At 42.5% G+C, this 16,715-nt stretch carries 11 protein-coding genes and 1 tRNA gene; 7 read left to right on the forward strand and 5 right to left on the reverse strand.

The window, feature by feature from the left end; translation table 11 throughout:
* A partial coding sequence (locus P2W71_RS14815; protein WP_276372049.1) for a helix-turn-helix domain-containing protein occupies positions 1-591 on the reverse strand: 591 nt, incomplete at its 3' end.
* A gap of 277 nt (positions 592-868) precedes the next feature.
* Between P2W71_RS14815 and P2W71_RS14820 the strand changes: the two genes are divergently transcribed.
* Positions 869-2,146, forward strand: a complete 1,278-nt coding sequence (locus P2W71_RS14820) for a serine hydrolase domain-containing protein (RefSeq protein WP_276372050.1) — start codon at positions 869-871, stop codon at positions 2,144-2,146.
* Between the two features lie 23 nt (positions 2,147-2,169).
* Here P2W71_RS14820 and P2W71_RS14825 read toward each other — a convergent pair whose 3' ends face one another.
* The 4 genes from P2W71_RS14825 to ggt form a co-directional block, all read right to left on the reverse strand.
* Positions 2,170-2,880 carry a LytTR family DNA-binding domain-containing protein gene (locus tag P2W71_RS14825; RefSeq protein ID WP_276372051.1) on the reverse strand — a complete coding sequence of 237 codons (711 nt, stop codon included), beginning with the start codon at positions 2,878-2,880 and terminating at the stop codon, positions 2,170-2,172.
* Positions 2,881-2,893: 13 nt separating this feature from the next.
* Entirely contained in the window at positions 2,894-3,937 is a 1,044-nt protein-coding gene (locus tag P2W71_RS14830; RefSeq protein ID WP_276372052.1) for a histidine kinase, read from the reverse strand.
* A gap of 11 nt (positions 3,938-3,948) precedes the next feature.
* Positions 3,949-4,146 carry a hypothetical protein gene (locus P2W71_RS14835; RefSeq protein ID WP_276372053.1) on the reverse strand — a complete coding sequence of 66 codons (198 nt, stop codon included), beginning with the start codon at positions 4,144-4,146 and terminating at the stop codon, positions 3,949-3,951.
* Positions 4,147-4,306: 160 nt separating this feature from the next.
* A complete protein-coding gene (gene ggt / locus P2W71_RS14840; protein ID WP_276372054.1) occupies positions 4,307-5,992 on the reverse strand; it encodes a gamma-glutamyltransferase in 1,686 nt (561 codons plus the stop codon).
* A gap of 58 nt (positions 5,993-6,050) precedes the next feature.
* On the opposite strand from ggt, the gene P2W71_RS14845 reads away from it, so the two are divergent.
* The 6 genes from P2W71_RS14845 to P2W71_RS14870 all read left to right on the forward strand — a co-directional run bounded on the left by P2W71_RS14845 (position 6,051) and on the right by P2W71_RS14870 (position 16,197).
* Entirely contained in the window at positions 6,051-6,680 is a 630-nt protein-coding gene (locus P2W71_RS14845) for a TetR/AcrR family transcriptional regulator (protein WP_276372055.1), read from the forward strand.
* 646 nt (positions 6,681-7,326) lie between these two features.
* Positions 7,327-8,751, forward strand: a complete 1,425-nt coding sequence (locus P2W71_RS14850; RefSeq protein ID WP_276372056.1) for a caspase family protein — start codon at positions 7,327-7,329, stop codon at positions 8,749-8,751.
* A 158-nt stretch (positions 8,752-8,909) separates the two neighbouring features.
* Positions 8,910-9,818, forward strand: coding sequence for a hypothetical protein (locus P2W71_RS14855; protein WP_276372057.1), 909 nt, complete (start codon positions 8,910-8,912; stop codon positions 9,816-9,818).
* Between the two features lie 31 nt (positions 9,819-9,849).
* Positions 9,850-11,376, forward strand: a complete 1,527-nt coding sequence (locus P2W71_RS14860; RefSeq protein ID WP_276372058.1) for a caspase family protein — start codon at positions 9,850-9,852, stop codon at positions 11,374-11,376.
* Positions 11,377-11,490: 114 nt separating this feature from the next.
* Positions 11,491-11,564, forward strand: a tRNA-Asp gene (locus tag P2W71_RS14865).
* 346 nt (positions 11,565-11,910) lie between these two features.
* Positions 11,911-16,197, forward strand: coding sequence for a two-component regulator propeller domain-containing protein (locus P2W71_RS14870; RefSeq protein WP_276372059.1), 4,287 nt, complete (start codon positions 11,911-11,913; stop codon positions 16,195-16,197).
* Positions 16,198-16,715: the final 518 nt, after the last annotated feature.

Here is a 16,715-nt window from a genome sequence, read left to right on the forward strand (position 1 = left end):
AGCAAAAGCAACTTTGGAATAGGTATCGATGAATGTCTGTTGATAAATTCGTCCAACGCCTTTGATGTTACCAACGTAGTAAGTGTCTTGAGCTCCAAGATAACCCGGATGCTCAGTTTCAATTTCTCCAAAAGCTTCCCGTTTTTCTCTCTTACGCTCCATAGCAATCATCTGCGCTTCTGTAAGGATGAGTCCGTCCTGAGCCACTTTTGCTTCTAGTGCTGCCAAGCGTTTTGGAAATGTTTCCATATCGTGCCGTTGCCAAACACAACGGACTCCACATGGAGAAATGAATACGCCTCGCTTACGAAGTTCATTGGACACACGTACTTGACCCAGTGCGGGTTGTTCAATGGCAATCTGAACAACGGCCTCTTCGACTTCGGGCTCGACTCTATTCTTAGGAATAGCTTTTCTACGACTCACTTCCTTTAGAGCGAGCTCTCCACCGGTATCATAAAGTTCTTTGATTCTGTAAAAACTGTCGCGCGAATAACCCATCATGCGACATGCTTGGCTGACATTACCTAAATGCTCAGCTAAATTGATAAGACCTAATTTCGTTTTGATTAACTTCGTTTCTGTTCTCATTTTTCTGACAGTTTAAAGGGTTCAACTTTTGATAGTTTGCACTTCTAAGTTAACCCAACTGTCAGATTAAGTCGAAACTACTTCACATAACTCCTTCATCGCTGCACATGGCACACTTGCCAATTAACTTTCAACAGCCACCTCGAGCGATCCGAACTTCAACACTTCGAACCTCAACACTTCAACACTTCCAACTTCAACGCTAAAAATATTTATACAGCGGATCGGTTTTTAAGCCAACTATTCCTATAATTAGGTTGCTTAAAAATTGATAACCATGAAACACTTCTCGCTAAGATTCTTCCTTGCCTCGTTTATTCTTTCATTTACATTCCTCGCCGTTATAGCACAGGAGCTTCCTAGCGCTAAGCCGGAAGAGCTTGGGTTCTCCAGTGACCGGCTTGCCAGACTGGATGAAAAATTCAATGCGTATGTGACTGAAAATAAATTGGCAGGTAGTGTAATCCTGGTAGCGCGAAAAGGGAAAGTGGGATATTACAAAGCTTTTGGTTTTCGGGATAAAGAATCCAATGCCAAGATGGAGTTAGGATCGATATTCAGAATAGCTTCTCAGTCGAAAGCCATCGTCAGTGCGGGAATCATGATTCTACAGGAAGAAGGTAAGCTTCTTATCCAGGATCCGGTGAGCCGTTTTATTCCCGAGTTTAAAGAAACGACAGTTGCTGTCCGCAAAGAAGGAGGTGGATATGACGTGGTAAAAGCCAAACGCGAAATAACCCTTCGTGATCTTTTGACGCATACCGCCGGCGTTGGATATGGTGGTGGAGCAGCTGCGGAAGAGTGGAAAAAGGCTGACATACAGGGATGGTATTTTGCTCACCGCAATGAGCCCATTGCAGAAACCATTAAGAGAATGGCCGCGCTGCCGATGGAGGCACAACCCGGCGAACAATTTGTATACGGTTATGCTACAGACATTCTTGGCGTGGTAATCGAACGTGCTTCAGGGATGCTGTTGGATCAATTCCTTAAAACGCGGATTTTTGATCCCCTTGGTATGAATGATACCCAATTCTATCTTCCCAAAGAAAAAGTATCCAGGCTCACCAAAGTTTATACACCGCAAGAGGGTCAACCTTTAAAACCGGCACCTGAAAAAGGAACCATGGATGCGCAGGGTGAATATGTAAACGGTCCACGCAAGAGCTTTTCCGGAGGAGCAGGACTTCTTTCCACTGCAAAAGATTATTACCTCTTCCTTCAGATGATAGCGAATGGTGGGGAACTGAATGGTAAAAGAATCCTTGCCCCTTCAACAGTTCGCTTGATGACGGTAAATCACTTGGATAAATTGGTAAATTTTGGTCGAGGCCTTGGATTTGGATTAGGGTTTGAAGTTGTGCAAGATATAGGCCAACGTGGTACTCCAGGTTCTCTAGGCGAATTCAGATGGGGAGGCGCTTATGGTTCTACTTACTGGGTAGATCCAGCTGAACAAATGGTTGTCGTGTATTTCACACAAGTGCGGCCTAGTTCCATTGTACCGGATCAATTGCAGTTGCGCGCTTTGATTTATCAGGCAATCACCGAGTAGAAAAAATATTGGTGAATGAAGCCCTAAAAAATATTCTTCGCTAATATCTTCATAACATCATTTTTGTAGTTCCGCCCAATAGGAATACTATGTTTTCCGATCTCTACATCGGTGGCTGAATACGCATCGATTTTTTCAAGGTTTACAATAAAGGAACGGTGGATGCGCAGAAACTGTTCGCGCGGCAAACTTTCTTCGAGGTAGCTTATCTTTTGTTGCGTTACAATCTCTTTGTCAGGCGTTTTGACTTTCACATAATCTTTGATGCTTTCGATGAACAGCACGTCTGCCATTTTCGTTTTGATCATTTTTTTGTCCACTTTGAAGTAGACATAGTTGTCGGGTGCGACCTCTTTTGCGGCTGGCGTTGCCTGACTGGCAGGCTGGTGTAATACCTTAGCAACCGCTTTTAAGAAACGCTCGAACGGAATTGGCTTCAAGAGGTAGTCAACAATTTCCAGTTCAAAACCTTGTACCGCATAATCTCTGAATGCGGTGGTGAAAATAACTTTTGGCGGCTGTTGTAGTGTTTTTAGAAAATCGATGCCTGAGAGCTTTGGCATCTGAATATCCAAAAAAATTAAATCGACAGAATGCTGTTGTAAAAAAGTAAACGCGGCAACGGCATTTCGAAAAGTACCAACAAGTTGTAACTGCTCAACTTTTTTAACATAAGATTCCAGAATCTCTATAGCCAAAGGTTCATCATCTACGATGATACATCTTACACCCATACGTCTATTAATTTTATTGTAGATTTTGTATTGTAAGAATGACCAGAAAAGTTTCCTCACCATTCATGATTTTTAATTCGTGTTGATCAGGATATATCAGGTCAAGCCGTCGTTTTACATTCTGAATACCAATGCCTTCTTTTCTGCTGATACCGTTTTCAGTTGCCTTATTGTTTTCTACTTTAGTGATCGTTGCATGAGGCTGCACATCAATACTCACTTTTACCCATGATTGTTGTAGATCTTCACTTGCACCATGCTTGAAGCAATTTTCAACAAAAGGTAATAACACCAACGGGGCAATTTTTCTATCTTTTACATCTCCTGTAACGCGGATATCAATATCGAGTTTATCACCATATCGAAGTTTCTCAATATCCGCGTAATTGCGAATGAATTTTATTTCTTTTTCCAGGGGAACCTCGTCGCTGTTGCATTCATATAACATGTAGTTGATAAGCTCGGATAATTTAAGAACCATCTCCGGTGCAAGCGGCGACTTCTTTAAAGTTAATGCATACAGATTGTTTAAAGTGTTGAAAAGAAAATGGGGGTGGATCTGTGTCTTTAAAAATTTCAGTTCCGCCTCCAGCTTTTCGCGTGTTAAAACCTGCTGTGCCTGTTGATTGGCGTACCAGAATTTTAGCAGCTTGATGGCAACCGCCACAAAGGTAACGGGATATATCGCTACAAACATTTTTACAATCTTAGGAAAGTAAAAGAAGGGATCGGCTATCGCAATTGGATAATAAATAGGATAATCGAACGTCATTGCGACATACCGCTGAAAAATTCCAATAACAAAGGATGAAACAATAAGCCACGTGACGAAACCTCCGTATTTACCCGTTAATAAAAATTTAGGAAGTAAAAAATACAAGACGAAATAGGTGAACAACATCTTTCCGGGGAGATAGATGAGTTCTTCGAAAAAATATTGCTGATACTTATCTTCGAACGAACCGTACAACCAGGCATAAAAAACGACATGCGCAACCCAGAACAATATATGCTGCAGGATTCGATTTCGAAAAAGCCAGTCTAATTTCCGTTTCAAGTGTAAACGAGTTAACCAACCTCAAATAACGCGAAGTTTTCGGAAGCGGAATAATTCTTCGCCTGAAGGGTTTGTTTCACTTGTCTAAATTCCTGTTCACACCCCCCAACAACATTTGTCGTTTGGTAAAGGCTGACTGGAAGGTATATGCCATCATCAGGACAGAACGATTTCTTTTCGCCTGTTCCCATCGTATCTTTTCTTGACATTTAAAGGGACGATTATGCGAAGGATATTTTTCATTGTCATAGGTATTATCACGGCCTGCTTCGCGATTTACTTTTTTTCGTGCGCACCGGCCCAGGCTCTAAAATTCAAAATTGCCGACTCGAGGTCTTCAACCTTTGGAACTTCAACACCTCAACACTTCTAAAATCCCTCCGCGGTATCATCACCTCGCGGGTCAGCGCCGCCTTCCAATTTTCCATTGGGTTGTACCAGTATCGCATCGACACGACCTATACCATCGGTGCGTAAATGAATGGCATGACCTAACCTGGATAACGAAACGCTGTCGTCTGCCAACAGTGCGCCAGTCTCTGCAAAAATAGAATCTGGTAACCATTGGCTGTGGATACGTTTTGCCGCTACAGCCTCCTGCATAGTCATTTTGTGTTCAATGACATTAAGTATTGTCTGAAAGACGGAAGTAATAATGGTGGTACCGCCCGGTGTTCCTACAACCATAAATAATTTGCCGTTCTTCTCCAGGATGGTAGGCGTCATGGAACTGAGCATTCTTTTGCCAGGTTCGATTTTATTCGCTTCACCACCGATAGCGCCATACATGTTCGGAACTCCGGGTTTTACACTGAAGTCATCCATCTCGTCATTTAGAAAAAAACCGGAACCCGCTACGATTACCCGGGAACCGTAGCTATCATTCAACGTTGTTGTTACTGCTACGGCATTACCTTTCGAATCGACAACTGATAAGTGCGTAGTTTGTTTTGATTCGTGATCTGCAATAGAACCTTCTTTAATTTCGTGACTCGGCGTTGCACGCTCAGGGTTAAAGTTTTTCATGCGCTCTGCGATGTACATCGGGGAGAGTAGCTCTTCAGCGGGTACGTCAAAAAAGTCAGGATCGCCCAGGTACACCGAGCGGTCAGCATAAGCGCGCCGTTCTGCCTCGGTCATTAAATGTACGGTTGGTGCCGAATTGTGTCCCCACTTAGCAATCGGATAAGGTTCGACAGATTTCAGCAACTGGGCCAGGGCTATGCCTCCGCTGGAAGGTGGACCCATAGATATAACGTTGTATTCTTTATACTTGAATCTCAAAGGTTCACGCCAGGTAGCTTTGTATGTTTTTAAATCCTGATGGGTGATTAGACCATTGCCGCGTTGCATCTCAGCGACCAGGTCGTCCGCAGTTTTCCCTTCATAAAATCCAGCGGCCCCGTTGTCCCGGATACGTTCGAGCGTATGGCCAAGGTCGGTGTAGAAGATGCTGTCGCCGCCTTTCCATTCTTTTATGAGAAACGTAGGCTCGATAGAATTAAACTCCTTTAGATCCTCTTGAAGATTGTTCAGACTTTTCGCTTCCCGTTCGGTCAGCACGAAACCTTTAAGTGCAATGTCGATGGCAGGTTGCACAAGATCTTTCCACGGTAGAGACCCGTATTTTACATGAGCTTCTGCCAGACCAGCAACTGTACCAGGCACGCCGCTGGCCAAATGGCCTCGCGCACTCAGATCTTCCAGCACTTCCCCCGCGCTATCGAGATACATGATGGCTGACGCTGCAGCCGGAGCTTTTTCACGATAATCTAACGTAGTGGCTGTACCATCTTTTTGGCGCAACACCATAAATCCGCCGCCGCCAATATTGCCTGCCGAAGGATAGACGACTGCCAGCGCAAATTGGGTAGCAATGGCTGCGTCGACTGCATTACCGCCCTTTCGAAGTATTGTTGCTCCGACGTGAGAAGCAAGTGGGTGCGCTGAAACTACCATCGCTGAATCTGCCAGTATGCCCACAGTATTTGTTCGACTTGTCTGTTGACTGCATCCGGCAACTATCAGGAATGAAAGAAAAATGTATAGCTTCATCACGTGGATTCTTTAAATTGTTTATAAAAGTATTAATTCCGGTAAACTTTGATGATAGATGAATCTTAGAAAAGAAAAGGCGGCACGAATAAAAGTGCAGGTTCTGGAGCATACCCTTAAATTAATTGGAAAGAAATCGTTTGAGGACTTATACATCGATGCGTTGTGTGATAAAGTTAAAATTTCAAAAGTGACATTGTTCAAATACTTTCCTCAGAAAGAAGATATTTTACTTTATTATTTCCGCATCTGGTGCCTGTATCGTTCGGTGGAATTGGCGACCAAACCGAAAGAAGGTTTACAAGGAATCTATTATGTATTTGATAAAATGGCCGAAGCATACGAAAACTATCCTGGACTGATGCTAAGCTTGCTGGGCTACCTCTCTAACTATAAGCGATCACCCAAACCGTTTCCGGTAAAGGCTGAAGAAAAGAAGTTACTCTTTCCTCATGTGCCTTCCGTAACCACCATTGAAATTCTCTCCCTCGAACAAATGCTTGAAAAGTTTATTCTCGAAGCCATATTCAGAAAAGAAATCACAAAAACGACAAGCACGCAAGACATAGCAAATCTTTTTACAACGGTGTTCATGGGCGGCATTGTTACGGCAAGATTGCGTCAGTTAAGTCCGGTTAAAATGTTTTTTAGAAAAAATGTTGATGGGGTGATGAGGGGGTTGGTTTAGGGTGGTAATCGGGTAATCAGGTAATCGGGTAATCAGGTGATCGGTAGTCAGGTGGTTGGTGATCGGGTGGTTAAAGGTATAAAATCAATGGAATCCAACCGAATAAGCCATTCCCTCCGGTAATACCCTTCCTGGTGCAAATATTACGAAGCCCCCACCGATTACAAACTGTGGTCGGATTTTCACTAGAATACCATGATTACCGATTACCTGTTCACCCGATTACCGAATACCTTCCTACCTGATTACCTTTTCACCAATTACCTGATCACCACTCCCCACAGGTTTACCTTTCGCTCAAAAACGATATTCACGCAGGAAAATCAGCTCTGGACGCGAAGGGATTTTGTTCGTTTGGTTCGTTTGTCTTTTTTGCGATCGTACCAGCGGTGATGGTATTTGGGTTTGACCACCGTAGATGTTGAGCCGGTTCGTTTGCTGCAGGAGGGCAGGAGGAAAAGTGACAGGAAAACGTATAAAAGGATTCTTTTCATGTATTGGAAACCCTAAAAATAGCATTTTTGGGCATTGGGGCGCTAACTTCTTTTAAAGAAACGATTCATTAATTTTTACCGTATAACTACCTTTAAAATAATCTTCATAATAGTAACTTCAATAAATCGAACGCCAACACTTCAACACTACCATGAAACCTGCACTTTTTAGTCTTTTTGTTTTAGTGATGATAACAACCTTGGGTATTGCCCAGGATTTTCAGGAATTTGATCAAGGTGTTGCAAAATTCAGGGCGAAGGATTATGAGGCTGTGATTGAATCGTTTTCACAGATACTATCAAATCCATCGCACAACAAAAAGCTGGATGAGGATTTATACTTTTATCGCGGCCAATCTTACTATCACAAGGATGAGTACCAAAAATCATTGGATGACCTGGAGCAAAGCATCCTTTTGAAACACTACAATCTGGGCGTTATCCATTGGTATAAGGCGCGTTGTTACGACGGCCTCGGTAAAAAAAGCGAGGCAGAATCGAATTATAAGCAGGCGCTTTCTTACGCTGAAAAAAATAAAAAAGTCAGGGCACAGATTCTGGCTGATCGTGCAAACTTTCATGCTAAACATGGTGACAAGCAGGCCGCCGATGAGGACTTGGCCTTAGCAAAAAGCCTGGACCCATCGAACAAAGAGATCGCCGGCACAACGGTCAATGCGTCTAAGGTGAAGCCTACTGCAAACGTCCCTTCACGAAACACGGGTGAAGAGAAGAAAAACACGCAGGTGATTGTCAAGAACAATTCCAGCCAGACTAAGAAACAAGAAACGCCCGCAGCAAGCGCCCCTCAAAATCAGTCTACCGCGGTACAACAAGTTAATACAGGCTTGGTGCCCGCGCTAGCGACGGCTTATAAGGATGAGAAAAGGTATGCGCTGGTGATCGGCAATAGCAACTACAATAAAGATATTGGCATACTGAAGAATCCGGTGAACGATGCGACAGATGTAGCAACAGAGTTACGGAAATCCGATTTCGAAGTTCAACTGGTCACTAATTGTACGTATGTACAGTTGCGCGAAGCCATGCGGAAGTTTCATGAGAAATTAACGAATGGCCCAAAAGATCAGACAGTTGGATTGTTCTACTATGCCGGCCATGGTGTTGCATACCAGGATGAAAATTACCTGGTTCCCATAGATGCGGATGTGAAATTTGAAGATGATATCCTGCGGATGTGTTTTCCGGTGCAGCGCATGGTATTGGCAAACATGGAGCGGTCTAACACACGGATGAATATCGTCATTCTCGACGCCTGTCGAAATAATCCATTCCCCGCGACGACGCGGTCAGTGTCATCAGGTTTAGGCGAAATGAAACGCGCGCGCGGATCTTTCATAGCGTATGCCACGTCGCCGGGATCGGTTGCTTCCGATGGTTCGGGTAGAAACGGGCTTTATACCCAGGAACTTTTAAAGGCCCTACGAAAACCAAATCTCACCATTGAGCAGGTTTTTAAAGATGTTCGGATGAATGTACTCCGCCTTTCCGGTGATAAGCAGTACACGTGGGACAGCTCAAATATTATTGGGGAATTCTATTTTAAACTCCAGTAGTAAAAATTCTAATTCAAAAATTCCAAAAGCGATTGTACCTTACGTGCCGGATTTACGTATCATGGTGTCATGCAGGAATCATTGCAAGAATTCGTGACCGTTTCCCATCTTTTTTAAATTCCATATCAACACAAATTGAATGAACTAAACTTATACGAATGAAAAAATTTATTTGTCTGGCTGGCTGCATGTTGTTAAGTGCTTATGCGTTGATGGCGCAGGAAGAAGGAGTTATTGAAAAGAGATCGAGGATTGATCGAAACAAAGGGATTTTTATTGGACTAGGTCCATCGTTCACCTTAGGTAAAAATATTGGCGACTATAGTGTTGGATTTAATGTGGAAGCAGGTTTTCAGAAAAGACTCAATAGAGTTTTATCTATAGGACCTTCTATTTCTTATATGTATTTCCAATATGATCCTGAGATAACCACAGAAGAGGGAGGCGCTTATGTTGGTTATGGAGACCCGAATAATTGGCGTACAACATTTACTGGCGTGCCTAATCTGAATTATGACTACGGATATGTTCTGAACCTGGAAGGCGGAGATTTAAGCTTGCTTTCCCTCGCTGTAAATTTGAAGTTTAATTTTGTGCCTATCCGGGATAACTCAAAAATATCGGTGTATGGATTTGCAAAGCCTTTTGTGACGCTTGCCATGCGAAAAGAGGTGAATGGATCAGCAGTGCGTTACGCTTATGAGACTTATGTCGATGACCAGAACACGGCCCAGACCAACGATGATATCTTGTACTACAATCAAGGAGATGATACATGGTATCCTGATGGTACCTCGAGTACCTGGGGACCTGATGATTACGATGCATTGAAATCTGACACGGAAATCACGGGCGGAATTTTCATAGGGCCTGGCATTGAAATCTCACCTGCGAAAGCAGTGTCGTTTTATGTGCAGGCGGCCTTTGGATATACCTTTCCGATCACTTATGTAGCGACGAGATCGTACGAGCCAACGGTAGACTCTTATTTTGATGAGGAATTTCCTATGGTTAAAAAAGGATTTCCCTCTGTAAATCTTCAGTTCGGAGTATCTTTTAACTTTTGAGTTTCGTAAATTAGAATTGGTGTAGTTGGTTATGCTTTCAAATTGTATTAAAATATTTTTCCTTGCCCTGCTGAGCATTCAGTCCTTTGCTCAATTCAAACTTTATGAGAAAGGTCATGATAGTTATACGGCTGGAAAATATCAGGATGCGATCATCAATTTCTCACAATATCTAACCAAGCCCACACGCGACAAGTCCCTTGATGTGGAAGTTTTTTACTTGCGTGCACTTTCTTATTATAAGTCCGGCGATTATAAAAATTCAATTCCCGATTTCGAGGAGACTATTTTATTAGATCATAAAAATAAAGGAAACATCTATTGGTTCATGGCTAAAGCTTATGACCATATGGGTAACACCAAGGAAGCTATCGGTGCCTACACCAATGCCCTAAGAGAATTGAATGACAACAAAGAATCAAAAGCAAAACTCTTTTCGGAGCGCGCACACATGCACCTCAAGTTAGGAGAGCAGGCGCTTGCTTATAACGATTTGAAGATAGGCCATACGTTGAATCCTGCAAATCATGACATCAAACGTGAACTAGATAAGTTAGAGAAGCATGGCATAGCACATAATAACACGCCCACACCGGAAACCACTAGGGACGGGGGAGTGGTAAAGAACGCGGATACGAAAAAAGAACATACACCGGTAAATCAAAGTACTGCCAAAGCTGATGTTCCTGCAAAACAAAACACAATCAAAACTGAAAACCCTGTAAAAAAAGAAGAAGTTGTTGCCCAAGCTGATGTTGCAAAAACGGAGAGTTCAACTACAAAGCAGGTCATAACAACCTCCGGCACAACGGCGACGCCATCCGCGGTAGTTGCCAATACGCTCGCTGACTTTTATAAGGACGAAAAACGTTTTGCATTGGTTATCGGTAATTCCAATTATCCTAAATCTATTGGTTTGCTGAAAAACCCAGTGAACGATGCAACCGATTTTGCAAAAGAACTCGAGCTATCCAACTTTGATGTGCAATTGTTAACCAATGCTACCTACGGACAAATGCGGGCCGCTATGTTGAAGTTTAAAGAAAAAGTGGATGCAAACGACCGCGACAAAACTGTCGCATTATTTTACTTTGCTGGCCATGGACTTCAACATGAAGACGAGAATTATCTGGTACCGATCGATGCTACCATTGAATTCGAAGATGATATCGCCCGCTACTGTTTTGCTGTGCAGCGCATGGTGCTGGCGAATATGGAACGCTCCAATTCCAGGATGAATATCGTTATCCTCGATGCTTGTCGCAATAACCCATTTCCGGCGTTGACCCGATCAGCAGGTGAACAAGGACTGGGAGAAATGAAGCGGGCACGTGGCTCGTTTATGGCATTTGCTACAGCCCCTGGGTCAGTCGCATCGGATGGAACGGGTAGAAACGGACTTTACACCCAAGAGCTCATTAAGTCGATACGCAAGCCCGGCCTTACCATTGAGCAGGTATTTAAAGACGTGAGGGCCAATGTGCTTCGCCTTTCAGGAAACCGTCAAAATACGTGGGACAGCTCCAACATCATTGGCGAGTTTTACTTCCGGTTTTAATTAATGGCGCTAAATTCGAAAGTTTTTCTTCGAAATTTTGGAGAAAACGAAGGCAAAGCTATCTTTGCACTCCCTTTTACGGGCTTAGTCGAAGCTCAATGGGAAAAATAGAATGGACCGGTAGTTCAGCTGGTTAGAATGCCTGCCTGTCACGCAGGAGGTCGCGGGTTCGAGTCCCGTCCGGTCCGCAGAAAAAAGCCTTGATTCGTTTTGAATTGAGGCTTTTTCATTTTGCACCCATGAAGTGTTTGGACTCCGTTGCCGTTATATTTCATGCTGCGGCATTCTTCTCAAATTTCCAACGACTTGCTACCGATATTTGATGCTTAATGACATCAAGTAACAGTGCGGGTTAAATATTCCACGCCTGAATCGACGTTGTATAAACATTTTTCTCTATTCCCTGATTCTGTCAAATCAGGGTTTGCCCTAATAGAAACGTCGGTTTTAACAGCGATTTTTGAAGTGGAGCAGTGGGGCTAATTCATTTTTTACATAATCGCTATTGGCTCTATTAGTGGGGTAAGGCACATCATGAAATCGCATTCCTATTTAATTGCACTTCTTTTCCAAATTATCAGTTATGCTGCGCATGCTCAAGCTAATAACTTAAAATTTGATCATATCGGAACGGATGAGGGTTTATCGCAAAGCAACATCACCCGAATCTTTCAAGATAGTAGAGGATTTATGTGGCTTGGCACGAGAGATGGCTTGAACAAATACGATGGCTACAACTTTACTGTGTATAAAAATATTCCCGATGACAAAAATAGCCTGAGCCACAATTATATCACAGATATCATCGAGGATTTTGACGGCAACATATGGGTTACGACGTTCGGAGGCGGGCTCAATATGTTTGATTGGCAAAAAGAGAAGTTCGTCCATCATCCCCTTAGCCCCGACATCTATGCCACAAACTACTTGCATTCAATTCTGCAGGATCACAAAGGTAATCTGTGGATTGGCACTGCTGGTAACGGATTATATATCTACGACAAACACACTAAAAATTTCTCTGTATATCGAAATCAGCCGGGCGATAAAAACAGCTTGAGCGGTAATTCGGTCAATGATGTCATAGAAGATAATGAGCATAACCTCTGGATAAGTACTTCCGATGGCGGTATAAGTTTTTTTAATACAAAGATAAATTCATTCAGGACATTTCAGAATGACCCTACAGATAATAACTCGCTGATTGCTGATGGCGGGACCGTACTTCTATTGGACAAAAAGAATCGACTTTGGGTTGGTACACGTGAAGGACTTGATTTATTTGATAAGGAAAAAGAGACATTCACCCATTTTAGAAACGACCCTGCGGACTATAGCAGCATAGGTGGTAACGTTATTCTTTCGCTCGCTGAAGATGATCGCGGAAACATTTGGATCGGAACAGAAAACGGTGGTTTAAGCATCTTAAATCCGCAGAGCGGAAAATCTGATAATTATTTGCAGGATGATGTTGATAAAATAAGTTTAAACAATAATTCGATCTGGTCGCTCTATAAAGACAAAACAGGTAACATGTGGGTTGGCACTTTTAGTGGAGGGATAAATTTTGTAAACCATGATGCCAATAAGTTTGTCCACTATAGGCACACATCTTCTTCACAAAGCCTGAGCCACAACAGTGTGTGGTCCATCGTGGAAGATTCCAAAGAGAATTTATGGATAGGAACTGACGGCGGCGGGCTCAATAAATTTGATCCAAAGACATCTACTTTCACCTCTTTCAAACATCATCCCTCAAAACCCAGCATCACGGGTAATTATGTTTTAAGTATTGCTGAAGATAATGAAGGAAATCTTTGGCTAGGAACCTGGGGAAATGGACTTTCGATTTTCAATCCCGAAAAAAATACTTTCAAGCATTTTAAAAGCGACCGGTCTGATCCTGGCAGTCTGAGCAGTCCTAATGTATGGACGGTTTTTAAGGATTCAAAAAATAATATGTGGTTGGGCACTTATGGTGGTGGTGTAAACCGGTACGACCGAGAAAAAGATCGCTTTATTCATTACCGACATAGTCGTTCTAATCCTTTGAGTATAAGTAGTAACACCGTAAGTTATTTTTATGAGGATAGAAATAATTTATTATGGATAGGAACAAACGGCGGTTTGAATTTATTTAATGCAAAAGATGAAACTTTCACCAAATTCTCGCACGATGAGAAATCAAATAGCATTAGCAATGATCACGTGTTTTGTATTATTGAAGACCGGAAAGGCAATTTATGGATAGGTACCGAAGTAGGCCTCAATTATTTTGACAGAGCTTCGAATACTTTTACCAATTATTTTTTAAGCGATGGGCTCCCGGGAAATACAATTTTTGGTTTGTTGATCGACGACAAGGAAAACGTTTGGATCAGTACGAATAATGGTCTTTCCAAATATAATCCATCAATAAAAAGTTTTAAAAATTTCAGCGTGAACGATGGTTTACAAGGGACAGAATTTAAAAAGAGCGCGTGGAAAAGTCGCACAGGAAAATTATTCTTTGGTGGAGCAAATGGCTTCAATGAGTTTCACCCGGATAGCATAAAAGACAACAACCACGAGTCTCCACTCGTATTGACAGGCTTCCACATCTTCAATAAACCTGTTCGGGTGGATTCCACGGAAAATGGACCTTTAAAGAAAAATATTACAGACACAAAAGAAATGACGCTAGCGTATGACCAGTACGTTGTTACGTTCGATTTCAGCTGCCTGGATTATGGCAAAGTCCGAAAATTATATTCCTATAAATTGGAAGGCTTCGAAAGTGAATGGAACACTGTTTCGGATAAGCATAGTGCAACCTACACAAACTTAGATGCCGGACATTATACTTTTCGCGTGCGAACATTAAACAGTACCGGCGACTGGTCAAAACAGGAAATTCGATTACAAATTACCGTTACGCCTGCTTATTGGAGTACATGGTGGTTTAGGTCTGGCCTTTTCGTATTGGTTACAGGCGCTGCTGTTTCATTTTATGGTATTAGAATGAAAGCAATCCGACGACAACAAGATGAACTCGAACAACAAGTACAAGAAAGAACCAAGGAAGTCGTTCAACAAAAAGAAGATCTACTAACACAATCTGAATATTTGCAAACCGCCAATAACACCCTGATAAAGCAACGGGAAGAAATATTGCAGCAACAACAGGAAGCTGAAAAGGCAAGAGGGCAGGCGGAGCGTGCACAAATTGAAGCGGAGAGATCACGGGCGGAGGCTGAGAGAGCAAAAGCTGAAGCTGAACGAGCCAATCAGGCGAAAAGTGTATTCCTTGCTACCATGAGTCACGAAATACGCACGCCGATGAATGGCGTAATCGGAATGGCGTCGCTTCTTTCAGAAACAAATTTAAGTGAAGAGCAATTTGAATACACCGAAACAATTAAGAGCTGCGGTGAAAGTCTTCTTGGAGTCATTAACGATATACTGGACTATTCAAAAATAGAATCCGGCAAAATGGAACTGGAAGAGAAAGACTTCGATCTGCGAACATGCATTGAAGAAGTTCTCGATGTGTTTGCAGGAAAAGCGGCCGCTGTCGGATTGGATTTAATTTATCAAATTGATTACAATGTACCTACACAGATCATTGGAGATTCACTCAGGCTTAGACAGGTTTTGATGAATCTCGTAGGTAACTCCATAAAGTTCACCGAGCGCGGGGAAATTTTTGTGGGTGTTCATCTTTTAAATTCCAAAGATGATCAGGTTGATTTAGGGATTGAAGTGAGAGACACAGGGATTGGAATCCCGTCAGATAAAGTTGATCGGCTATTTAAAGCGTTTTCTCAGGTGGATTCTTCCACAACACGTAAATATGGTGGCACAGGTTTAGGATTAGTGATCTGCGAGAAACTTGTTGAATTAATGGGTGGAAGAATACTGGTGGAGAGCGTCGTGGGGTATGGGACGACATTTACCTTTACTATGAAAACGAAAGTAAGTAACCAATCAACCCGAACCTATGTGCATTACAATACATCCGCCTTGGAAGGGAAAAGAATTTTAGTAATCGACGACAATTCTACAAACCGCAGTATTCTCAAAAGCCAACTTGAATCCTGGAAGCTAACACCAACGTTGGCCACTTCAGGGAAACAGGCACTCGAAATATTGTCACAATCTACTGATTTTGATCTGTTGTTGACGGACATGCAAATGCCAGAAATGGATGGTATGGAGTTGGCAAGATCGGTCAGAAATTTTAACAAGAGAATTCCCATTATCTTATTGAGTTCGGTTGGTGATGATCGTTGTAAATTTCATCCCGAACTATTTTCATCTGTCTTAACAAAACCAGTAAGGCAGAGCACACTTTGCAAACATATCCTCATGCAGCTCAAAGAGGAGAAGTTAACCTTTGAAGATACTAATGATAAGAAGAAACTTTCTGTTGATTTCGCGCGCCAATACCCGCTGCGTATTCTTATTGCCGAAGACAATCCGGTAAACTTTAAACTTGCTGAACGGGTTCTTAGCAAACTTGGATATACAGTAGATAAAGCTACTAATGGAGTACTTGCCGTTGAAGCAGTCCAACAAAAACAATTTGACATAATTCTCATGGATGTTCAAATGCCTGAAATGGATGGGCTAGAAGCAACACGGCGAATCCGCCTTTTAAAGCAATCACAGCCAGTTATAGTCGCAATGACTGCTAATGCAATGCAAGGTGACAAAGAAGCGTGCCTTCAGTCCGGGATGAATGACTATACCAGTAAACCTATCAAAATTGAAGATCTCATTATTATTCTTGAGAAATGGGCATTGGTTCTGCAGCGGGCTGATAAAGCGTTGAGCAATTAATCGCTTATCATAAAGCCAAAATACCCGTTGCGGGCAAAAAAGAAGCTACTTGCTAGACAGCCACGGGAGATATCTGCGCTCACTTAAATCTATTTTTCAATTTGATGGTCCTGCTATGGAACAGAGCGATTTCCGTCTAATACCTTTCGCGGCACTTTATATATCATGCCTACGGCACTTCGCTCAATTTGCCAAACGTGCTACCCATATTTGATGCCTAGCGGCACCGAGTTTGTACATCTGATTGATCGGTGGATATTATGGCATGGGTAGGCGGGATTGGTAGAACTGCGCAAAATTATACGCATATTCCTCAGGCGGCGTTGCAAGTCTGTACCATCTGCCTGGAATTACATATCCGGTTCCACCGGCATGTTTAATAACCAAAGGTTTGACCGAGAGGGAGAGAAGGTTTTCTTACCTAAAAAACTTCCAGCCTGAAAAATCATTTATGAGATTGAGCATTTCAAGATGCCTAATTAAATCCTCTTCGCGGATGCGATGGAAAGATAGAATCG

Source organism: Chryseolinea sp. H1M3-3, from assembly GCF_029360725.1.
Taxonomy (GTDB): Bacteria; Bacteroidota; Bacteroidia; order Cytophagales; family Cyclobacteriaceae; genus Chryseolinea.

Excerpts from the sequence above, each read along its gene's own strand:
- P2W71_RS14820 (WP_276372050.1), top strand. The coding sequence starts at position 869 with ATGAAACACTTCTCGCTAAGATTCTTCCTTGCCTCGTTTATTCTTTCA.
- P2W71_RS14825 (WP_276372051.1), bottom strand. The coding sequence starts at position 2,880 with ATGGGTGTAAGATGTATCATCGTAGATGATGAACCTTTGGCTATAGAG.
- P2W71_RS14835 (WP_276372053.1), bottom strand. The coding sequence starts at position 4,146 with ATGTCAAGAAAAGATACGATGGGAACAGGCGAAAAGAAATCGTTCTGT.
- ggt (WP_276372054.1), bottom strand. The coding sequence starts at position 5,992 with ATGAAGCTATACATTTTTCTTTCATTCCTGATAGTTGCCGGATGCAGT.
- P2W71_RS14845 (WP_276372055.1), top strand. The coding sequence starts at position 6,051 with ATGAATCTTAGAAAAGAAAAGGCGGCACGAATAAAAGTGCAGGTTCTG.
- P2W71_RS14850 (WP_276372056.1), top strand. The coding sequence starts at position 7,327 with ATGAAACCTGCACTTTTTAGTCTTTTTGTTTTAGTGATGATAACAACC.
- P2W71_RS14855 (WP_276372057.1), top strand. The coding sequence starts at position 8,910 with ATGAAAAAATTTATTTGTCTGGCTGGCTGCATGTTGTTAAGTGCTTAT.
- P2W71_RS14860 (WP_276372058.1), top strand. The coding sequence starts at position 9,850 with ATGCTTTCAAATTGTATTAAAATATTTTTCCTTGCCCTGCTGAGCATT.
- P2W71_RS14870 (WP_276372059.1), top strand. The coding sequence starts at position 11,911 with ATGAAATCGCATTCCTATTTAATTGCACTTCTTTTCCAAATTATCAGT.